This is a genomic window from Streptomyces sp. NPDC110618, from assembly GCF_055657065.1.
In genome coordinates this window covers 683635-702361 of record NZ_JBVKBN010000001.1, presented here as the reverse complement: position 1 = coordinate 702361, position 18727 = coordinate 683635, and the positions used below count along the sequence as shown (strand labels likewise).

Annotated in this window: 18 protein-coding genes; 1 reads left to right on the top strand and 17 read right to left on the bottom strand. The window is 72.2% G+C overall.

The window, feature by feature from the left end; genetic code table 11:
• Nucleotides 1–164: 164 nt before the first annotated feature.
• The 9 genes from ACZ7L7_RS03035 to ACZ7L7_RS02995 all read right to left on the bottom strand — a co-directional run bounded on the left by ACZ7L7_RS03035 (nt 165) and on the right by ACZ7L7_RS02995 (nt 10194).
• On the bottom strand, nt 165–992 hold the full coding sequence (locus ACZ7L7_RS03035; RefSeq protein WP_472074533.1) for a carbon-nitrogen hydrolase family protein: 828 nt from the start codon (nt 990–992) through the stop codon (nt 165–167).
• Complete coding sequence (locus ACZ7L7_RS03030; RefSeq protein ID WP_471427877.1) at nt 989–1747, bottom strand: flavin reductase family protein; 759 nt, start codon at nt 1745–1747, stop codon at nt 989–991. Before ACZ7L7_RS03030 ends, ACZ7L7_RS03035 begins: the two co-directional genes overlap by 4 nt.
• The gene (locus ACZ7L7_RS03025; protein ID WP_285515190.1) at nt 1744–2733 is read right to left on the bottom strand and encodes a formylglycine-generating enzyme family protein; all 990 of its coding nucleotides are present in this window, start codon (nt 2731–2733) and stop codon (nt 1744–1746) included. Before ACZ7L7_RS03025 ends, ACZ7L7_RS03030 begins: the two co-directional genes overlap by 4 nt.
• Complete coding sequence (locus tag ACZ7L7_RS03020) at nt 2730–3422, bottom strand: GTP cyclohydrolase II (RefSeq protein WP_472074531.1); 693 nt, start codon at nt 3420–3422, stop codon at nt 2730–2732. The genes ACZ7L7_RS03025 and ACZ7L7_RS03020 overlap by 4 nt, the downstream gene beginning before the upstream one ends.
• A complete protein-coding gene (locus ACZ7L7_RS03015; RefSeq protein ID WP_471427883.1) occupies nt 3419–5302 on the bottom strand; it encodes a WD40 repeat domain-containing protein in 1884 nt (627 codons plus the stop codon). Before ACZ7L7_RS03015 ends, ACZ7L7_RS03020 begins: the two co-directional genes overlap by 4 nt.
• A gap of 42 nt (nt 5303–5344) precedes the next feature.
• Entirely contained in the window at nt 5345–7258 is a 1914-nt protein-coding gene (locus ACZ7L7_RS03010) for a WD40 repeat domain-containing protein (protein WP_472074529.1), read from the bottom strand.
• A gap of 51 nt (nt 7259–7309) precedes the next feature.
• A complete protein-coding gene (locus tag ACZ7L7_RS03005) occupies nt 7310–7837 on the bottom strand; it encodes a PepSY domain-containing protein (RefSeq protein WP_285515186.1) in 528 nt (175 codons plus the stop codon).
• A 159-nt stretch (nt 7838–7996) separates the two neighbouring features.
• Nucleotides 7997–9445, bottom strand: coding sequence for a sensor histidine kinase (locus ACZ7L7_RS03000; RefSeq protein ID WP_285515185.1), 1449 nt, complete (start codon nt 9443–9445; stop codon nt 7997–7999).
• Nucleotides 9442–10194, bottom strand: coding sequence for a response regulator transcription factor (locus ACZ7L7_RS02995; RefSeq protein ID WP_285515184.1), 753 nt, complete (start codon nt 10192–10194; stop codon nt 9442–9444). Before ACZ7L7_RS02995 ends, ACZ7L7_RS03000 begins: the two co-directional genes overlap by 4 nt.
• Before the next feature lie 237 nt (nt 10195–10431).
• Between ACZ7L7_RS02995 and ACZ7L7_RS02990 the strand changes: the two genes are divergently transcribed.
• On the top strand, nt 10432–10989 hold the full coding sequence (locus tag ACZ7L7_RS02990) for a hypothetical protein (protein ID WP_453601852.1): 558 nt from the start codon (nt 10432–10434) through the stop codon (nt 10987–10989).
• Nucleotides 10990–11024: 35 nt separating this feature from the next.
• Here the strand turns inward: ACZ7L7_RS02990 and ACZ7L7_RS02985 are convergent, their stop codons facing one another.
• The 8 genes from ACZ7L7_RS02985 to ACZ7L7_RS02950 all read right to left on the bottom strand — a co-directional run bounded on the left by ACZ7L7_RS02985 (nt 11025) and on the right by ACZ7L7_RS02950 (nt 18711).
• Nucleotides 11025–12056 carry an aldo/keto reductase gene (locus ACZ7L7_RS02985; RefSeq protein WP_453601904.1) on the bottom strand — a complete coding sequence of 344 codons (1032 nt, stop codon included), beginning with the start codon at nt 12054–12056 and terminating at the stop codon, nt 11025–11027.
• A 47-nt stretch (nt 12057–12103) separates the two neighbouring features.
• Entirely contained in the window at nt 12104–13456 is a 1353-nt protein-coding gene (locus ACZ7L7_RS02980; protein ID WP_285515182.1) for an LLM class flavin-dependent oxidoreductase, read from the bottom strand.
• Nucleotides 13453–14211: an ABC transporter ATP-binding protein gene (locus ACZ7L7_RS02975; RefSeq protein WP_453601849.1), complete on the bottom strand. Its 759-nt coding sequence runs from the start codon at nt 14209–14211 to the stop codon at nt 13453–13455. Before ACZ7L7_RS02975 ends, ACZ7L7_RS02980 begins: the two co-directional genes overlap by 4 nt.
• Complete coding sequence (locus ACZ7L7_RS02970) at nt 14187–15059, bottom strand: ABC transporter permease (RefSeq protein ID WP_471592539.1); 873 nt, start codon at nt 15057–15059, stop codon at nt 14187–14189. Before ACZ7L7_RS02970 ends, ACZ7L7_RS02975 begins: the two co-directional genes overlap by 25 nt.
• On the bottom strand, nt 15056–15559 hold the full coding sequence (locus ACZ7L7_RS02965; protein WP_285515179.1) for a flavin reductase family protein: 504 nt from the start codon (nt 15557–15559) through the stop codon (nt 15056–15058). Before ACZ7L7_RS02965 ends, ACZ7L7_RS02970 begins: the two co-directional genes overlap by 4 nt.
• Nucleotides 15556–16638: an LLM class flavin-dependent oxidoreductase gene (locus ACZ7L7_RS02960; protein ID WP_285515178.1), complete on the bottom strand. Its 1083-nt coding sequence runs from the start codon at nt 16636–16638 to the stop codon at nt 15556–15558. Before ACZ7L7_RS02960 ends, ACZ7L7_RS02965 begins: the two co-directional genes overlap by 4 nt.
• 1 nt (nt 16639) lies before the next feature.
• Complete coding sequence (locus tag ACZ7L7_RS02955; protein ID WP_352230230.1) at nt 16640–17668, bottom strand: ABC transporter substrate-binding protein; 1029 nt, start codon at nt 17666–17668, stop codon at nt 16640–16642.
• Nucleotides 17669–17757: 89 nt separating this feature from the next.
• Complete coding sequence (locus tag ACZ7L7_RS02950; protein ID WP_285515176.1) at nt 17758–18711, bottom strand: TauD/TfdA dioxygenase family protein; 954 nt, start codon at nt 18709–18711, stop codon at nt 17758–17760.
• Nucleotides 18712–18727: the final 16 nt, after the last annotated feature.

Here is an 18727-nt window from a genome sequence, read left to right as displayed (position 1 = left end):
ATGACCTGAGCACGGGGAAAGCGCCGTCCGCACCCGCACGGCGGACGTCCGAAATTTCGACTCGCTTGCGGTTTCCCAGACAGGAGGATTGGGTCTTTGACGATGGACCGTCAACCCTTCGGGCGCAAGAAGTTTCCGAATCTTCTCCGAAACTTTCGGAGCTTCTAGGGTGGTCCCGCCGACAGCGACGCCCGGTACTCGGCCAGCATGCGCAGGTGGCGGCGGGTGTCGGAGAGGGCCTTGGCGGTCAGGTCGGCGTAGAGGATCGTGTCCGCGCCGGGTTCCGCCTCCGCCACCGTCGACCCGTCGGGCGCGTACACCGCTCCGGCGCCCTCGCAGGGGCGCTGCGCGGGGCCGTCGATGGCGTTGGCGAAGACCGTGTAGACCGTGTTCTCCAGGGCGCGGGCCCTCAGGTAGATCGCGGCGCGGTGTTCGGTTCCGGTGGCGAAGGCGGCCGGGTACACCAGGGCCTCGGCGCCCGATACGGCCGCGGCGCGGGCGTGTTCGGGGAAGGACATGTCGTAGCAGATGCCGAGGCCCAGCCGTCGGCCGCCGACCGTGAGGACGCCCGGCCGGGTACCGGCGGTGAACAGGGCCGCTTCCTCGTCGTGCCACAGGTGCTGTTTGTCGTAGGGGACCGTGATGCCGCCGCCGGGGTCGACGGCCAGGAGGGAGTTGGTGAGGCTGCCGTCGGGGTGGCGGACCGCCGCGCCCACGAGGACGGTGACGGCGTGCTCGGTCGCGGCGCGGGCGAGCGGGGACAGCCGGACGTCCGTGACGGTCCGGTCCTCGTCCGCGTGCACCGTCGCGGCGTACGTGTGCCGCGCGAGCCCCGGCAAGTCGTAGGCGCACAGGTGCAGTTCGGGCAGCACGACCAGCCCGGCCCCGGCGCGTGCCGCCTGTGCCGCCTTCGCCGCTGCCGTACGGGCGTTGCCGGTGAGGTCGAGGGAGCGGGCCGGGGTCTGTGCCACCGCGATGCGCAGCTCGTTCACCGGGCCGCTCCGGAGATGGCCGAGAACCCTGGTTTCGCGTCCTGTGTCTCCACCCTCACCCGGCACCCCGGCTCCACCGCGCACGGGGGATGAACGTCCACCAGCAGGTCGCCGTGTGCGGACGACGGGTGGGAGCCCAGCGGGGTCGGGGCGCCGTCGGCGTCGAGGAGGGTGACTCGCCAGGTGCGTGTGCCGTGGTGGGCCGGGGCGGTGGCCGCCACCCGGAGGACGCCCCCGGGGCGCAGTTCGGCGGAGGCGACCACGGCGGTGCGTACGAGAGGGTCGCCCAGTCCGTACATCGCTCCGTGCTTGACCAGGGGGCGGCGCGGACGGTCCGGCACGTGCTCGGCGACGACTTCACCGACGTACATGGTGTGGACGGGGAGGTCGACGGTGCGGCGCAGCCGGCACTCCACCGCCGCGACGCCGCCCGTCACCCAGGGCGTGGCGGTTGCCGAGGGCTCGCCGAGGCGGATCGGTTCGCCGGCGGTCTTGTCGATGTCGGTGAGCGAGTGGCTGCCCGCGAAGTCGGCGATCTCGGCCTGGTCCTCGGCGCACAGGGTGACCGAGAACTCGCCGCTGCGCTCGATGAGCCGGCGGGTGGCGGAGCGGGGGCCGAGGACCACCGCCGCGTACAGCGGCTGCTTGTTGACGAAGAACGCCCACTCCGCCGACATGACGTTGGTGACACCGTCGTGCCGTGTGCAGACCAGGCCGACGGTGCTGGTCAGCTTCTTCCACAGGTCGCCGGTCATACGGCTGCCTTCCTCGGGTCACCGACTCCGCTCAGGGCGAGGCGGAATCCGGCCGGGTACAGCGGGCCGGGGAAGGGCCCGTGGCGGCGTCGGGTGCGGGTGAGGTCGCCGAAGCGCGCGAAGCTTCCGCCACGGGCGACGCGGTAGGTACCCATGGTCTGGACGAGGTGGTCGGGCACGAACGGGCCGCCGGGGTAGGGGCGGTAGGTGTCGGACACGTACTCCTCCACGTTGCCGCCCATGTCGAGGGCGCCGAACGGGGAGCGGCCCGCGGGGAAGGCACCGACCGGGGTGGTGGTGTGCACGCCGGTTTCCCGGGTGTTGGCGGCCGCCGGGTCGAAGGTGTCGCCCCAGGGGTGGGCGAGCCGGTCCGGGCCCGCCGCCGCGTACTCCCACTCGGCCTCCGTGGGCAGCCGCCAGGGCAGGCCGGTGCGCCGGGCCAGCCAGGCCGCGTAGGCGTCGGCGTCGGCGGGCTGGATCCCGGCGACGGGGTGGTTGGCGCGGGCGTAGGGGTAGGCGCCCAGGTACCAGGTGGTGGGGCGGGAGGGATGGCCGGTGTCGCGGAGGAAGGCGCAGTACTCGCGGTTGGTGACCGGGTAGGTCGCGATCCGGTAGGGGTCCAGGCGTACGTGGTGGGCGGGGACTTCCTTCTGGATCCACTCGCGTTCCACGCCCACGTGGGCCCATCGGCCGACGACCGCGTCGATCTCCGTCTCGGGCAGTCCGATCTCCACGGTGCCGCCCGGGACTTCGCACACCGCCGGGATGTCGGTGATGCGGGGGTCGCCGGTCAGGGCGAGGATGCCGCCGGCGGCCAGGCGTTCGGGGAGCGGGGCGGCGATGTCCTCGACGAGAGCCGCCAGTTGCCCGGGATCCGGCGCGGCTGTTCGCACCGCCGCGTCCACGGGGAGCTCGAAGCGGCCGGGGTCGGCGAGCGCGGCGTGCTCCTTGAAGTGGGGGGAGGCCGCTACGTCCTCCAGTCTCATGCGGGGGCCTCCGTGTCGAGGGTAGGCAGGGAGAGGTGGTGGCCGCTGCGGGCCTTCGCCGCCAGGTAGCGGGCGTTGTCGGCGGTCAGGTGGACGCCGGTGGGCAGCGTCTCGGTGACCTCGATGCCGTGGGCGCGCAACTGCCGTACCTTGTCGGGGTTGTTGGTGAGCAGGCGGACCCGTTCCAGGCCCAGGGTGCGGAGGATGACCGCGGCCGTCAGGTAGCCGCGCTCGTCCGCGCCGCGGCCGATGAGCCGGTTCGCCTCGAAGGTGTCGGTGCCCTCGTTCTGCAGCAGGTAGGTGTCCAGCTTGTTGTAGAGGCCGATGCCGCGTCCCTCCTGGCGCAGATACAGCAGGGCGCCGCCGTGGACGGCCAGCATGCGCAGGGCTTCGTCGAGTTGGGGGCCGCAGTCGCAGCGCGTGGAGCCGAGCACGTCGCCCGTGAGGCATTCGCTGTGCAGCCGCACCAAGGGTGCCTCGGCGTCGTCCCAGGGGGCGAAGAGGCAGGCCAGGTGCTCGCCGTCGTCGGGCAGTCCGTGGAAGGTGACCAGTTCGGTGCTCTGGCCCAGGGCGCGGCGCAGGGTGACGGGGACCCGGGTCCGTACCGTCGCGGCCGGTACGGCGGCTTCCTGGTGGGCGGTGGCGAGGCTGCGGACGGCGTGCCGCGCGCAGCCACGTTCGGCGCTCAACCGGCCACCGCCCAGACGGCCTGCCGGGCCCGCCGGACCAGCGTGTCGACGTCGAAGCGGCGCAGCACCCGGACCTCACCGGACACGTCGAGGCCGACGACCAGGATCTGCCCGTCCCAGCCCGCGACCGCCACCCGGCGTTCGTCGATGCGGTGCATGCAGGACACGCCCTGCCGGAACTCGTCGACCAGGCGTCCCGAGGCGAGGTCGGTGCCGTGCGCCCAGTCGGTGCGCCAGCGGTAGAGGCCGAAGTCGTAGGAGCCGGCGAGCACCACCGGGGAGTCCGGGTCGCCCAGCAGGGAGACGCACTTGACGGACTCGTCGGGGCCGAGGAGCGTCTGCCGGTGCACCACCTCCCAGCCCTCGCCTTCGGCCTCGCGTTCCAGCAGCCCGACCTTGACGGTGTGGTCGCGGGAGACGGTCGCGACGACCCGGTCGCCGAGGGTGGCGACCGCGTTGACCAGGTTGCCGTGCTCCCACAGCACGCTCCGGTCCCGCAACGAGCCGACGGCGACGGTACGGTCGGTCGCGGCGGAGGCGAAACCGCCCGCGAACGGCACGAGCGACTTCACCGACCCCTCGTGCGGGGTGCCCCGGCCCACCTCCGCCAGCGAGGTGGCGTCCAGGCCGATCAGGGCGCCGTTGTAGGTGCCCGCCACCAGTCGCCGGTCGTCGACGCGGCACAGGGAGGGCACGGGCGCGCCCAACCGGTCGCTGACGGCGAGGAGTTCACCCTCGTTGTTGCAGCGGTGCACGTAGCCCGCGTAGGTGCCCGCGTAGAAGTCCGGTCCGCGTGTGGTGAGCGACAGGACGGGGCTGTCGGAGACCGGCAGCAGGCGTGGCCGCTCGGGGCCGTCCTTGTCGGGGTCGAAGGCGATGACCGTGCCCGAGTCGCAGCCGACGAGCAGTTCACCGCCGAGCATCGCCATGGCGTTCGGCCCGTGGTTGGGTGCCGTCGGCTCGGCCAGGGAGGTGGCCGTGGTGAGGTCCACCAGGTGAGGGCCGTTCCAGAAGCTGCCCACCGCGGCCACACCGCCCGGGGCCACGCTCACCGAACGGGGCCACATGCGGGGGTCGCCGAACCGGTGCCGCCGGGTGCCGTCGGCGGCGAACACGTGCAGGGAGCCGTCGTAGGCGCCGACCACGAAGGAGCTGTCGTCCCGGGTCCAGGCCACGGCCCGTGCCGCGGTCCCGGCGACGGTGACGCTGCGGCGCACCGCGAGGCGCGGGGTGAGCAGTTCGGCGATCCCGTCGTCACGGGTGATGGCCAGGGTGCGTCCGTCGTGCGACCAGGCGCAGCCCTCGACGGAGGCGGTGCAGTGGTACTCGGCCGCACGGCCCGGGCTGTCGGGGTCGCGTACGGCGATCAGGCCGTCCTCCCCGACCGTGGCGACCAGGCCGTCCCTGCTGACCGAGACCATCATGCAGTGGGCGGTGTGGGAGCCCACCTCGCCCTCGAAGGTGCCGGTGCGGGTGTCCCACAGGGTCGCCCGGCCGTCCTCGGAGACGCAGATCAGCCGGTGGCCGTCGGGCATCCAGGCGACCGCGTTGACGTCGTCGGTGTGCCGGGCCAGGACGGTGAGCGGCTCGGGCCGCCGGGTGCCGGGGTGTTCGGGGATCCGCCAGACGGCCACTGTCTTGTCCGCGGAGGCGGTGGCCAGGATGTCGGGGCGTACGGGGTTCCAGCGGGCGGAGTTGACCAGGCGGCGGTGGTGCAGCCGGGTCAGCGGTCGCGGGCGGGCGGGGTCGCCGACGTCCCACAGCAGCACGGTCCCGTCGTAGCTGCAGGTCGCCAGGCGCTTCCCGTCGGGGCGGAAGGCGACGTCGGTGACGGGTGCGGCATGCCCCTCCGGTCCGGGCCTCAGATCGATGGCGCGCAAGGGTTCCTCTCCTCGGTTCGGTTCGTGATGCGGGCGCGGGGCTCAGCCGACGGCAGCGGCCGGTACCGGAGTGCGGTCGTGGTGGCGCAGCCGGTACCGGACCGGCCCGCGCGGCAGCCAGTGGTCGCGGAGCTTGGTGAGGACGGGGCGCCCGCCACCGGTGTCCATGCGGTACAGGGACAGCAGGCCGGTGCGGCAGCCCACCAGCAGGTAGGGGGCGCCGTCGGCGTCCCGGATCACGGTGAGCGCCTTGGGATAGTCCGGCAGGTCCTCCAGCAGCCCGGCGAACTTCACCCCGGCGTGCTCGTACGCGGCCAGTTGCATGCCGTACGAGGAGGCGAGGACCAGGCCGTCGCAGACGACGGCGTTCTCCACCGTGTTCGACAGCAGCCGGGACCAGCGGGCGGCGACGCCCACCCCGACCTCGATCTCCTTCAGGCCGCCGTCGCCGACGACGTACAGCCGGTTGTCCTGCGCCCAGGCCCGTTTGGGGTACTCGCCCTGGTCGAAGCGCCAGCGCGGGCTCGCGTCGGTGGCGTCGAGCACGGTGATGACGCCGTTCCTGGTCACCAGGACCCGGTCGCCGTCCGGGAGGTAGGCGGTGGCCCACACGGGCAGGCCGTCCACGTCGAAGCGGGCGAGGCGGGAGCCGTCGGCGGTGTCGAGTTCGACGGCACCGCCGTTCGTCGCGACCAACGCCCGGCCGCCGTCCGGGGAGACCGCGACGGTGTGCGGCAGGTCGGGCAGGCGGACCTGCCACCGCAGTGTGCCGTCCCGGTCGGTGCGGAAGACGTCCCGGTCGCGGGTGATGCCGACGCAGCCCGAGGCGACCGGCGCCACCCGCCGGGTGAAGCCCCCTCCGGTGCGGTGCTCCGCCTCCACGCGCAGCATCGGTCCGGCGGCGGAGTCCGTCACGCGGGCGACGGCGACGCCGGAGTCGGTGGCGCAGTACAGGGTGCGCGGATCCTCCCGGGACGGCTGGATGTCCCACACCGCCTGGCGCCGGTGCGCGGAGTCGCGTACGAACCCTCCCTCCGCGTCGAGTTCGACGACCGTGCCGTCCTGGCACAGCACGTACACCTGGCCGGCGTTGCCCACCGTCAGGTCGCTGAGCTGATGGGGAAAGCCGGTGACGGTGCGTGAGATGCGCAGCTCCCGGCGGGAGTTGTCGAAGATGTGCAGTTCGCCGTCGAAGCCGCCGGAGTAGGCCCGGGTGAAGTCCGGCGAGAAGGCGACGAACTCCACGTCGTCGCGGGCGAACAGCAGCTCGTCCTCCTTCTCCCCCGTCGGGCTCACCACCACGACCCCGTTGGCGATGTCGGCGTTCTCCCCCTCACCGAAGTCCTGGGTGGCCCAGAACCGGTCGTGCAGGGCGTCGTAGCGCACCCGGTGGATGTTGCCGTCGTCCAGCTTGACCAGGTCGGGGAAGGCCCCGTCGGTGAAGGAGCCGAACCTGAGGTGCCCGCGCTTGTCCGACACGGCGTGCCGGGTGGGGTGTTCGGTGCAGGCCCATTCCATGGGGCTGTCCCCGCAGATGTTCGGCCGGATCTCCAGGACCTCGAAGGTGTGCAGGTCCAGCACCAGCATCTGGCGGTGGTAGCCGCTGGTGACGTATACGCGGTCCTGCCAGCTGCCGATGCCCCGGGAACTGCACGGGGAGGGTTCCTCGCGGGGCCGCAGCCCGGACCGGTCGCCCATCGCCGCCGGGTCCAGCCGGTCGACCAGGTCCAGGGTGTCCAGGGACCAGCGGAACACCGCGCCCATCCGGTCCTTGCCGATCACCCAGCCCTCCGCGACGGCCAGTCCGTAGAGCGGGCGGCCCTGCCGGACGAAGGGCGAGGAGGCCACCGGGCGCAGTTCCCGGTCGAGTCGGTGAATTCGGCCGTAGGCGTCCGAGGCGAGCAGGCCATCACCGTCCAGGGCGAGAATTCTGACGAAACGGTCCGTGGGGGTCACGATGTTCTTTCCCGTTCTTTCTCCGATGGGTCCTTTTACGGAACTGCTCGGCTACTTGCTCGGGTTGGCGCCCTCACGGTCCGGACCGTCGTCATCGCCGTCGTCGTCATCGCCGTCGTTGTCATCGTCATCGTCGTCGTCGAAGTCGTCATCGTCGTCGTCGGCGCTGCTGCCCGAGCCGGTGCCGGGCGAGGTGGCGCAGTTGCTGTCGAGGGTGGCGGCGTCGGTGGTGGACAGGACGGCACCGGTGGTGGCGTCCAGGGTGACCAGGACTGTTCGCCTGCTCTGTTCGACGGTGACCTTCCAGACGGTGGTGCCGTTCTTCTGCACCATCGCGACCTCGGTGACGCGGCCGTCGCCCGCGCTCCGCAGGGCGGCGTCGGTGGCCGCGGCCACGGTCCCGACCGCGAGGCCGGAATCGGACTGCCGGTTGACACCGGAGGAGCTGTCCGAGCGGACCTGCGCGGACGTGCTGCCGTTGGGGGTCGTGCCGGACGGTTCGCCGCCCATGGCGACGCCGGCACCGCCCAGCATGATTCCGCTGACGACAATCGCGGCGATCGCGTTCTTCTTCCGCATGGCCGACTCCTTCACGTCGAATGGATCTGACGTTTCAGAGTTTTGAGGCGGCGCCGGGTGAATTCCAGGCGGAAAGCCAAGGGTTGGCGGTGCGCTCTCGAAAGCTTGCCGTTCTTAACCTTCCGCTTGAATTCTCCTGGCCCGGCAACGGGCGCCCCGTCAGAAGGCGTTCGCCCCCGCCCTGCGCGCGGTGGCGCGCGGGCCGCGGCTCGGTGCCGGGCGCTGCGGGGCCACGACCCGCAGCCGTACGACCGCGTCGAGGCCGCCGCCGGGCGCGGCGTCGAGCACCACGTCACCGCCACCCGCCCGGACGAGTTGCTGCACGATGGGCAGACCCAGGCCCGTGCCGTCGTGATAGGTGCTGGACGCCCGCCAGAACCGGTCGAAGGCGCGCTGCCGTTCCTCCGGGGTCATGCCGGGGCCCTCGTCGATCACGTGCAGTTCGGCCCAGCTCCCGCGGGTGCCGCCGTTGATCATCGTGGCCAGGGTGATCGTGCCGCCCGGCGGTGAGACCCGGAGCGCGTTGGACAGGAGGTTGTCCACGACCTGTTCCAGGGCGCCGGGCAGCGCCCACACCTCGCCGGCGTCCTGCCCGGTCACGGCGATGTGCACCTGGTGCTCGGCGGCGAACGCGGACCAGATGGCGGCCCGGTCGGCGACGACGGCGCCGAGGGCGGTGGCCTCGGGGGTACTGGCGGAGTTCTCCAGCCGGGCCAGGGCCAGCAGCCCCTGCACCATACGGCCCAGGCGCTCCACTTCCTGCATCGCCTCGTCGAGGCTGTCGTGGGCACGCGGGTCGAGGTAGGGCTCGAAGTTCTCCAGGCGCAGGCGCAGCGCGGTCAGGGGTGTCTTGAGCTGGTGAGAGGCCTCGGAGGCGAAGGCCCGCTGGGCGTGCAGCAGGTGCTGGAGCCGGGTCGCCGTCCGGGCGAACGTGGTGGCGAGGCGTCGCAGTTCGGGCGGGCCCTGGGTGATGGCGGGCAGGTCCTTGACGCTGCCGTCGGCGAGTTCGGCGGTGGCGCACTCCAGGGCGCGCACGGGGCGGGTGACCCAGCGGGCCAGCGCCAGCGCGATGAGCGCCACGGCCACCAGCACACCGAATCCGATGAGGCCGAGAGTGGTCCAGGTGCCGTGGATCCGCGATGCCAGCGGGGACATGGGGTAGGCGACGCGGACCACGCAACGGACGTTGGCGCCGTAGGAGTTGGGCACGGTGACGTCGAGGGTCTCACCGCCGACGACGGAACTGCTCCCGGCGGCGGAGGTGTGGCGCTGCCCGAACGCCGCGGCGATGTCGGGCTCGGCCGACAGGTCCGTACCGGCCTCCACGGTGCCGTGCGAGTCGGCGAGTACGCGTCCGTCGCCGCCCACGACGACGACATGGCTCCCGGTCTCCCGCGCGAACGCGGCCACCTGGTCCTTGAGTTCCTTCGTCTGCCTCCGTTCGATGCGGTCCTCCAGCGAGCCCGCCAGCATCTCGGCGACGTGCCGGTTGTCGCCCTCAAAGCGGGACAGCTCGCCCCGGGCGTAGAAGTAGCCGAGGGGGACTTCCAGCGCGAGCAGGACGAGCAGCGTGAGGCTGAGGTAGCTGAGCAGCAGGCGCCGGGTCACCGGACGTCCCGCGCAGGCCCCTGCCAGGCGGGCTCGGCGTCCCGGGCGGCGGGCGCCTGGAGCCGGAAGCCGACACCGCGCAGGGTGTCGATCCAGGAGGAGTCGCCGAGTTTGCGCCGCAGCGCGGCGATGTGCACGTCCAGGGTCTTGGTGGGGCCGAAGTAGTTCGGCTGCCACACGGTGTCCAGGATGTGCTGGCGGGTGCAGACGGCGCCGGGGTCGTCGGCGAGGCAGACCAGCAGGTCGTACTCCTTCGGGGCGAGGGCGACCGGGTTGCCGTCCAGGCACACCTGGCGGGTGCGGCGGTCGATGGTGAGCGGGCCGATCCGCTGGACGCCGGGGGCGCCGCCGGCGGCACCGGGCTGCGGGGACGGTGCCGGGCCGGCCGCCACCAGCGGGGCCTGGGCGCGGCGGGTGACGGCGCGGATGCGGGCGATCAGCTCGCGGACGCCGAACGGCTTGGAGACGTAGTCGTCGGCGCCGATCTCCAGGCCCAGGACGCGGTCGACCTCGTCGCTGCGCGCGGTGATCATGATGATGGGCACCTGGGAGCGCGTCCGCAGCGCCCGGCACACCTCAAGGCCGTCCATGTCGGGCAGTCCCAGGTCCAGCAGGACCATGTCGCACTCCCCGGCGGCCAGCCCCTCAGCGCCGGTACGGGCCAGGTCGACGGTGAAACCGAACCTGCTCAGCCCCTCGACCAGCGGCCCCGACACCCGGTCGTCGTCCTCGATCAGCAAGACACGCATAGCAGCAGACCCACCAGTCTCCGGTTGTGTGCAGCAGGCAGCACGGGACGTCCGCGCGGACAGCCCGCCGTCACATACGTCCGGCCGGATGTTTGCGTTCATCCACCACGAATGTTGGCCGTCCCTTAACCGAGTGCTGGCCCAACGCTGCCCCCGCGCAGGCGACGTCCCTCCTAGGGTGTTGACGCGTAAGCGACCCCTCTTTCCCCCGTGAGGCCCCCCGTGAGGAAGGACGCTGTGACACCCGATTCCGACCCGAACACCCCGGACAACGGCTCCGCCGCCCGCGACCGGACCTTTGTCATCACCGATCTCCCGCAGCCGCCCGCGAGTTACCCCCAGTCGACTCGGCTGCCGGGCGACCCCGACGACGACCCCGACGAAGCGCGCGCCGGACTGTGGGACCGGCTGGGCGACCGCTGGGCCACCGCCGCCACGGCCGCCGCCGCGGGCCTGGTGCTTCTCGGCGTGCTGGTGGGCATGGCACTGCTCACCGACGGCATCACCGTCACCCCGGCCGGGGCCGGGCAGACGGCCGGGGAGGTCACGCCGGCGACCCCGCCGGACCGTCCCGCGCAGCCCGCGAGTCCGACGGCCCCCGAGACTCCCCCGGACACCGACACCGCCGTCCCGTCGGCCTCCCCCTCTGCCTCTGCCTCTGCCACGGCGGTGGAGACGGCCCCCGGTCTCCCACAGGGCGGCGCGAGCCACGACGACGACGATGATGACGACGACCTGGATGACGACGATGACGACGATGACGACGACGACCTGGATGACGACGACCATCACTGACCGCGTGGCCCGCGCTCAGTCCTCCTGAGTGCCGGTCAGCCTCCCGTCCGGCGCCGTGCCGCAGCGTCCCGCAGCGCGGGCGGCACATACCCGGCGTCCCGCGCGGACAGGGTCGTCCCCGGCGGCACGATCTTGTCGATCTCGTCCAGCACGTCCGGCGGCAACGGGGCTTCGGCCGCGCCGAGTTGGTCCTCCAGCTGGGACAGCGTGCGCGGGCCGATGATGGGCGCGGTGACCGCCGGGTGAGCGAGGACGAAGCCGAGGGCGAGCTCGATCAAGGTCAGTCCGGCCTGTTCGGCGAGGACGGCCAGGGCTTCCACGGCCTCCAGCTTGGCCGTGTTCTCGGCGCTGTCGATGTCGAACCGGCCCGGCTGGCGGGCCGCCCGGCTCGACTCCGGCTGGGAGCCGCCCGAGCGGTAGCGGCCGGTGAGCCAGCCCCCGGCGAGGGGGCTCCACGGGATCACCGCGAGGCCGTACCGCTGCGCCACCGGGAGGACTTCGGCCTCGACACCGCGGGCCAGGATGGAGTACGGCGGCTGTTCGGACACCACCCGCTCGCGTCCCCGTGCCTCGGCCGTCCACTGGCCCTCCACGATCCGGGACGGCGGGAAGGTGGACGTACCGAGGTAGCGGACCTTGCCCTGGCGGACGAGGTCGGTGAGCGCACCCAGGGTCTCGTCGAAGTCGGTGTCCTCCTCGGGGCGGTGCACCTGGTAGAGGTCGATGTGGTCGGTCCGGAGTCTGCGCAGGCTGTCCTCGACGGCGCGGAAGATCCAGCGCCGCGAGTTGCCGAACCGGTTGACGTCCTCCCCCATCCGGCCGTGGAACTTGGTGGCCAGGAAGACGTCGTCGCGGCGGCCTTCGAGCGCCCTGCCGACGATCACCTCGGACTCGCCCTGCGAGTACACGTCCGCCGTGTCCACGAGGTTGATCCCGGCGTCGAGGGCGCGATGGATGATGCGCACACTGTCCTCGTGGCTCGGGTTGCCCCGGGCGCCGAAGTTCATCGTGCCGAGGGCGAGCGCGCTGACCTGCACGCCGGTGCGGCCGAAGGGGCGGTACGGGATGGTCACGGGGTTCCTTCCGGTGGTCGTGCGAACTGGGGCACGGCGGGTCATGCGGACTGCCGCTCGGTCAGTGCCGTGGTGAGGGTGTCGGCGGGGCGGGGCAGGCCGTAGTGGTCGCGCAGGGTGGTGCCGGTGTAGTCGGTGCGGAAGCGACCGCGTTCCTGGAGGATCGGCACGACCTTGTCCACGAAGACCTCAAGGCCGGAGGGCAGGACCGGCGGCATGATGTTGAAGCCGTCGGCGGCGCCGTTGTCGAACCACTCCTCGATCGCGTCGGCGACCTGCACGGGCGTTCCGGTGAACGTCCGGTGCCCGCGCCCGCCGCCGAGGCGGCCAATGAGCTGCCGTACCGTCAACTTCTCCCGGCGGGCGAGGTCCACGATGAGGGTGTACCGGCTCTTGGCACCCTCGATCTCGTCCTCGGAGGGCAGGTTCTCGGGCAGCGGGGCGTCCAGGTCGAGGGCGTCCGGGTCGAGCCGGAAGGTCTGGGCGAGCTGCCGCTTGGCGAACTCGGGGCTGATCAGCCGGTCGAGTTCACGGTCCAGCTCCTCCGCCTCGGCCTCGGTCTCGCCGATGACCGGCACGATGCCGGGCAGGATCTTGACGCCGTTCGGGTCCCGGCCCAGGGCGGCGGCCCGCTTCTTCAGGTCGGCGTAGAACTCCCGCGCCTCCGCGAGCGTCTGCTGCGCGGTGAACACCGCCTCCGCCCAACGGGCCGCGAACGCCCTGCCGTTGTGCGAGGAACCGGCCTGCACCAGCAGCGGATGGCCCTGCGGTGAGCGCGGCACGTTCAGCGGGCCCGCCACCCGGAAGAACCGCCCGGTGTGCTCGATCCTGCGGACCTTCGCGGAGTCGGCGTGGACGCCGGCGGCCTTGTCGGCGACGATCGCGTCGTCGGTCCAGCTGTCCCAGAGCTTGGTGGACACCTCAAGGAATTCGTCGGCGCGTTCGTACCGCTCCCTGTGCAGGGGCGTGTCGTCCAGGCCGAAGTTGCGGGCCGCGTCCGCGCCCGCGGTCGTGACGATGTTCCAGCCGGCCCGTCCGCCGGACACATGGTCGAGGGAGGCGAAGCGGCGGGCGAGGTTGTAGGGCTCGTTGTAGGAGGTGGAGGCGGTGGCGATCAGGCCGATCCGCTCGGTGACCCCGGCGAGCGCCGTCAGCAGCACCGTCGGCTCCAGCCGTCCGCCCGGCCTGCGCCCGGGGTCGCCCATGAGGCCCGGACTGTCGGCGAGGAACAGCGAGTCCAGCCTGCCCCGTTCGGCGATACGGGCGAGGTTGCGGTAGTGCTCGACGTCCCAGGAGGCGAACGGGTCGGACTCCGGCAGCCGCCAGGCGGCCTCGTGGTGGCCGACGCCCATCAGGAAGGCGTTGAGGTGGAGTTGTCCGGGGCGCTTGCTCATGTCGGTTCCTTCGTGCGGTGGTCGGTCAGGGCTCCCAGGGCGCCCAGCAGGGTGGTCCGGTAGTGCTGGAAGCGGGGGTCGCCGGGGTCGCGTTCGGCGGGCAGGTCGATGCGCAGGTCCTGGGCGAAGTCGCCGTTGTCGAGGACGAGGACGCGGTCGGCCAGGGTCACCGCCTCGTCCACGTCGTGGGTCACCAGCAGCACGGCGGGCCGGTGCGTCTCGTACAGACGGCGCAGCAGCCGGTGCATGCGGATGCGGGTCAGCGCGTCGAGGGCGCCGAACGGCTCGTCGGCGAGCAGCAGTTCCGGTTCGCTGACCAGGGAGCGGGCGAGCGCGGCCCGCTGCTGTTCGCCGCCGGACAGTTCGTGCGGCCAGGCCGACTCGCGGTTGCCCAGGCGGACTTCGTCCAGGGCGACGCGCCCGCGTTCCCGGGCGTCCTTGCCGGGCAGGCCGAGGACGACATTGTCGAGGATCCGCAGCCACGGCAGCAGCCGGGCGTCCTGGAAGACCAGCGAGACCCGTTCCGGGACCAGGATCTCGCCCGTGCCGACGGTGCTGTGGTCGAGTCCGGCGACCGCGCGCAGCAGCGTGCTCTTGCCGGATCCGCTGCGGCCGAGCAGAGCCGTGAACTCGCCCCGCCCGATGGTCAGATCGACTCGGTCGAGTACGGTCCGGTCCCCGAAGGAGCGGGTGAGCCCGCTGATCCGGACGGCGGCGGCCGGGGCGCCGCTCAGGCGGTGATCGTACGGCGCCACGACAGCACCCTCCCCTCCACCAGGCGGACGAGGGCGTCGGAGGCGAATCCGAAGGTGCCGTAGAGCACGAGGCCGACGAGGATGATGCCGGACTGGGCGTACTGCTGGGCCTGGAACATCATGTAGCCGATGCCGGAGGTGGCGTTGATCTGCTCGACGACGATCAGGCCGAGCCAGGCCGCGGTGACGGCGAGCCGCAGGCCGGTGAAGAAGCCGGGCAGGGCGGCGGGCAGGACGACCCTGCGCAGGAACTGCCAGCGGGACAGGCGCTGGGCCTCGGCGAGTTCCACGTAGCGCGCGTCGATGGAGACGAGCGCGGCGTGGGTGTTGATGTAGATGCTGACCAGGACGCCGAGCGCGATGACGACGACCTTCATGGTCTCGCCGATGCCGAGCCAGAGGATGAGCAGCGGCAGCAGGGCGAGGTTGGGAATGGACCGTTTGACCTGGAGGGTGCCGTCCACGAAGGCGTCGCCGGTGCGGGACAGCCCGGAGGCGAGGGCCAGGACGACGCCCGCCGCGACGCCGATGAGCAGGCCGAGGAAGGCGCGGGTCAGGGAGGTCTGCACGCTGTCCTGGAGGCGTCCGCTGCTCCACAGCTCCTGGGCGGAGGTGAGGACCGAGCCGGGGGACGACAGCTTGCGCGGGTCCAGCCAGCCGGCCGCGGAGGCGAGCCACCACAGCGCGATGAGGAGCAGCGGGCCGAGGAGCCGGCCGAAGGGGATCGACCTGCCGCGCCCGAGGCGCCGTTGGAGCGCCGGGACCAGGGTGTCCGTCCTCGGGGGCGGTTCCTTGGTGGCGGTGGCCGTCGTGCCCGCGCCGCTGCGGGCGGAGAGGTCGAAGGTCATCGGGGCTCCTGGGGTCGGGGGGTGAGCGAGCGGAACGCGCTGGAGTGGAAGACCAGTGGGTCCACGTCCCGGTCCAGACGCAGGTCGTGGACGCGGAGCACGACGATGTCGTGGTCCCCGGCGCGAACCTCGTTGTCGACGGAACACTCGAACCAGGCCGCTGCGCTGGGCAGCAGGACCGCGCCCTCCGGGGTGGTGGTCCACTCGGTGGCGGTGAAGCGCTCCTCGCTCGGACCGGCGAGCCGCCGGCACAGCGGCCCCTGGTCCGCGGCGAGCACGCTGACGCCGAGGCGTTCGGCGCGCCGCAGCACCGGCCAGGTGCTGGAGGTGTGCGCCATGCACACCGAGACCAGGGGCGGCGTCAGGGAGACGGTCGTGAAGGAGCTGGCGGCGAGGCCGACCGGGGCCCCGTCGACGAGCGCGGCGACGGCCGCGACTCCGGTGGGGAAGGCGCCGTAAACGGCGCGCAGCGAGGTGGTGTCGTGCAGGAGCGCGGTCATACCGGGACCTCCGTCGGGGTTGCTCCGAGCAGGGGCAGAAGGCTGTCGCCGACGCGGGCGATCTCCCGCTGGTACGGGGTGTCCGACAGCACGAAGTGGGTGACGCCGAGCGCCCGGTACTTGTCGAGGGCGTCGGCGACCTCCTGGGCGGAGCCGACCAGCCAGGTCGTACCGGCGCCGCCGCCTCCGTAACGGCCCGGCGCGGTGTACAGGCAGCTGTCGAGGACGTCGCCGCGGTCCGCCAGGTCGAGCAGACGCTGCTGGCCGACGGCGGTACGGCGCCGGAACGCCTCCTGGACCCGCGGGTCCGCCTGTGCCATACGGGCGACCTTCTCCTCGGCCGCCCGCCACGCCTCCTCCGAGGTCTCCCGGACGAGGGTCGTGACGCGCAGCCCGAACTCCAGCGGGCGGTGCGTGCGGCCGAGGGAGTCGGACAGTGCCCTCAGCCGGTCGATGCGCTCGGCGACGCCGTCCAGGGGCTCGCCCCAGAACAGCTGGACGTCGGCCTCGCGTGCCGCGACCCGTTCGGCGGCCGTGCTGGCGCCGCCGAAGTACAGGCGCGGGTGGTGTCCCTGCTCGGCTCCCCAAGGGCGGGGCCGGACGCGGGAGTTCTCGACCTGGTAGTGCTGGCCGTGGAAGGTGACCTCCTCCTCGGTCCACAGGCGGCGGACCAGTCGGAGGAATTCCAGGGTGCGGTCGTAGCGGCGGGACTGGTCGAACTCGCCGTCGCCGTAGGAGGCGGCGTCGTCGAGTCCGCTGACGATGTTGACCAGGACCCGGCCCCGGCTGAGCCGGTCCAGGGTGGCCGAGGCGGACGCGAAGTTCGCTGGGTGCCAGTAGCCGGGCCGGATCGCGATCAGCGGTTTGAAGGTCGTCGTACGGGCGGCGAGGGAGGCGGCGACGGTGAAGGTGTCGGGCCGCCCCCAGCCGGTGCCGAGCAGGGCCCCGGCCCAGCCGTGGTCCTCCACCGCGCGGGCCAGTTCGGTGGAGTGGTCGAGGGTGCCCCAGCCGTCGACGGTGTCGTCACCGCGGTGACCGGGCTCGACGGTGTTCGGGATGTACCAGAGGTATTCGCCCATGTCAGGCCTGCCCGCGGTACTCGGCGGCGGCGGCCTCGGCGGCGATGTGCTCGAAACGCCGGTCGAAGAGCACGCTCACGTCGAACTCCTTGACGAAGCCGGCGCCGGACATGAGATCGGCGATGGACTGCTCCCAGGCGATGGAGGAGTCCCAGTTCGTCGGGTACAGCGGCTTGCTGCGGGCCTTGACGATCCGCTCGCCGTCCTCCTTGGAGACGCCCTGGTCCTTGACGTAGTAGGACTCGATCCATTCCTCCGGGTTCTCCCAGGACCAGTTGTTGCCCTTGACCCAGATCGGGATGAACGCCCGGACCGCCGCCGCCTTCTTGTCGTCGGCGAGGACGGAGGTCGGCGCCCACAGCAGGCTGAGCAGGTCCTGGACGTCGGTGGGCAGGGCCCGGGCGCCGTCCTTCTCGTACTGCTCCAGGTACTTCGTCAGGGACGGCTCGGTCAGCGGGGCGAGGTCGACCTGCTTGCCCTGGAGGGCGGTGAGGAACTGGGCGCTCGGGAGCGGGACCAGTTCCACGTCCTTGTGGGAGATGCCGTTGTCCTTCAGCCACTTCAGGATCGTGACGCCCTGCGCCTGGCCCTGCGAGAAGCCGATCTTCTTGCCGACGACGTCCTTCGCCGTCCTGATGTCGCTGCCCGGCCGGGTGGTCGGGATGTAGTTGACGGCCGTGTTGTGGGAGATGGCGACGATCCTGGCCTCGACGCCGATGTCATGTGCCTGGATCGGCGGCATCCCGGCGTTGCTCGCCAGGTCGACCGCGCCGGCGCGGAAGCCCTGGATGGTCTCCGGGCCGCCGTTGAGCCGGACCCACTCGGTGCGGAACGGGACCGGGCCGAGCGAGGGTTCGGCCTTCAACTGGGCCTCGGTCGTGGCCACTCCGAGGCGCAGGGTGGTGCTCTTGTCGGGTGCCGCGGTCGGCAGCGCGCCGACCGTCGTGGCGTCCGTGTCGTCGGACGAGGCACAGCCCGCGAGGGTCAGCAGCGCGCCGCTGCCCAGGGCGAGGAAGCCTCGGCGGTTCAAGGGTCTTGACTGGTATGGGGACATGGCGGTGTCGGGGAACCTTTGCGTGTGCGCGGCGGTGGTCAGGGGGCAGCGAGACGACGTGGTCGTCAGCCGGCGGCGACGGCGACGCGGTGGTCGGCGGTGAAGGCGCGTCCGGCGACCAGCTCGGACTCGCGTCCGTCGGGGCCCACGGGCACGTCCCCGATGAGCGTGACCCGGTGCAGCCGGCGCTCGACGTCCAGGTGCTCCAGGTCGCGCGGGGCGAGGTGGGCGGTGGCCCGGTTGTCCCAGAACGCCACGTGTCCGGGCTCCCAGCGGAAGCGCACCGTGTACTCGGGCCGGGTGATCTCGGCGTACAGCAGATCCAGGATGCGCCGGCTCTCGGCGGCACTGACGCCGACGATGTGGCTGGTGAAACCGGGGTTGACGAACAGGGCCCGCTCCCCCGTCTCGGGGTGCACCCGCACCACGGGGTGCACGGAGACGAGCAGGTTGTCGTTGACGCGGCGGGCGTACGCGCTGTCCTCACCGACCGGACGGCTGCCGCCGTAGCGGTGCTCGGCGCGCAGGGTGTCCACGAAGGCGCGCACCGGCGCGGACAGCCCCTCATAGGCGGCGACGAGGTTGGTCCACTGGGTGTCGCCACCGAACTCGGGGACGGTCTCGGCGCGCAGGATGGAGGCGGCGGGCGGGTTCACGGCGGCGGTGACGTCGGTGTGCCAGCCGTCGAAGTAGCTGTACTGGCGCTTGCGGTACTCGTCCCGGAAGGTCTTGCCGTACCGCTCCTCGAAGCGGCGCGGGTCGATGGTGAAGATCTCCGGGTGGTCCTCCGGCGGGGCGTCGTCGTGCGGGTGGGCGTAGGTCAGGTCGCCGAAGTGGCGGGCGAAGGCGATCTGGGAGGCGTGGTCGAGGCGCTGCCCGCGGAAGAAGACCACCTTGTGGCGGTGCAGGGCTTGCTTGATCTCCTCGACGGTCTCGGTGGACAGCGGCTGGGAGAGGTCGACGTCGTCGATGTCGGCACCGATGTGGCCGGCGACGCGGCGGACGGAGAGCTTGCTCATGGTTGCGGAGTCCTTT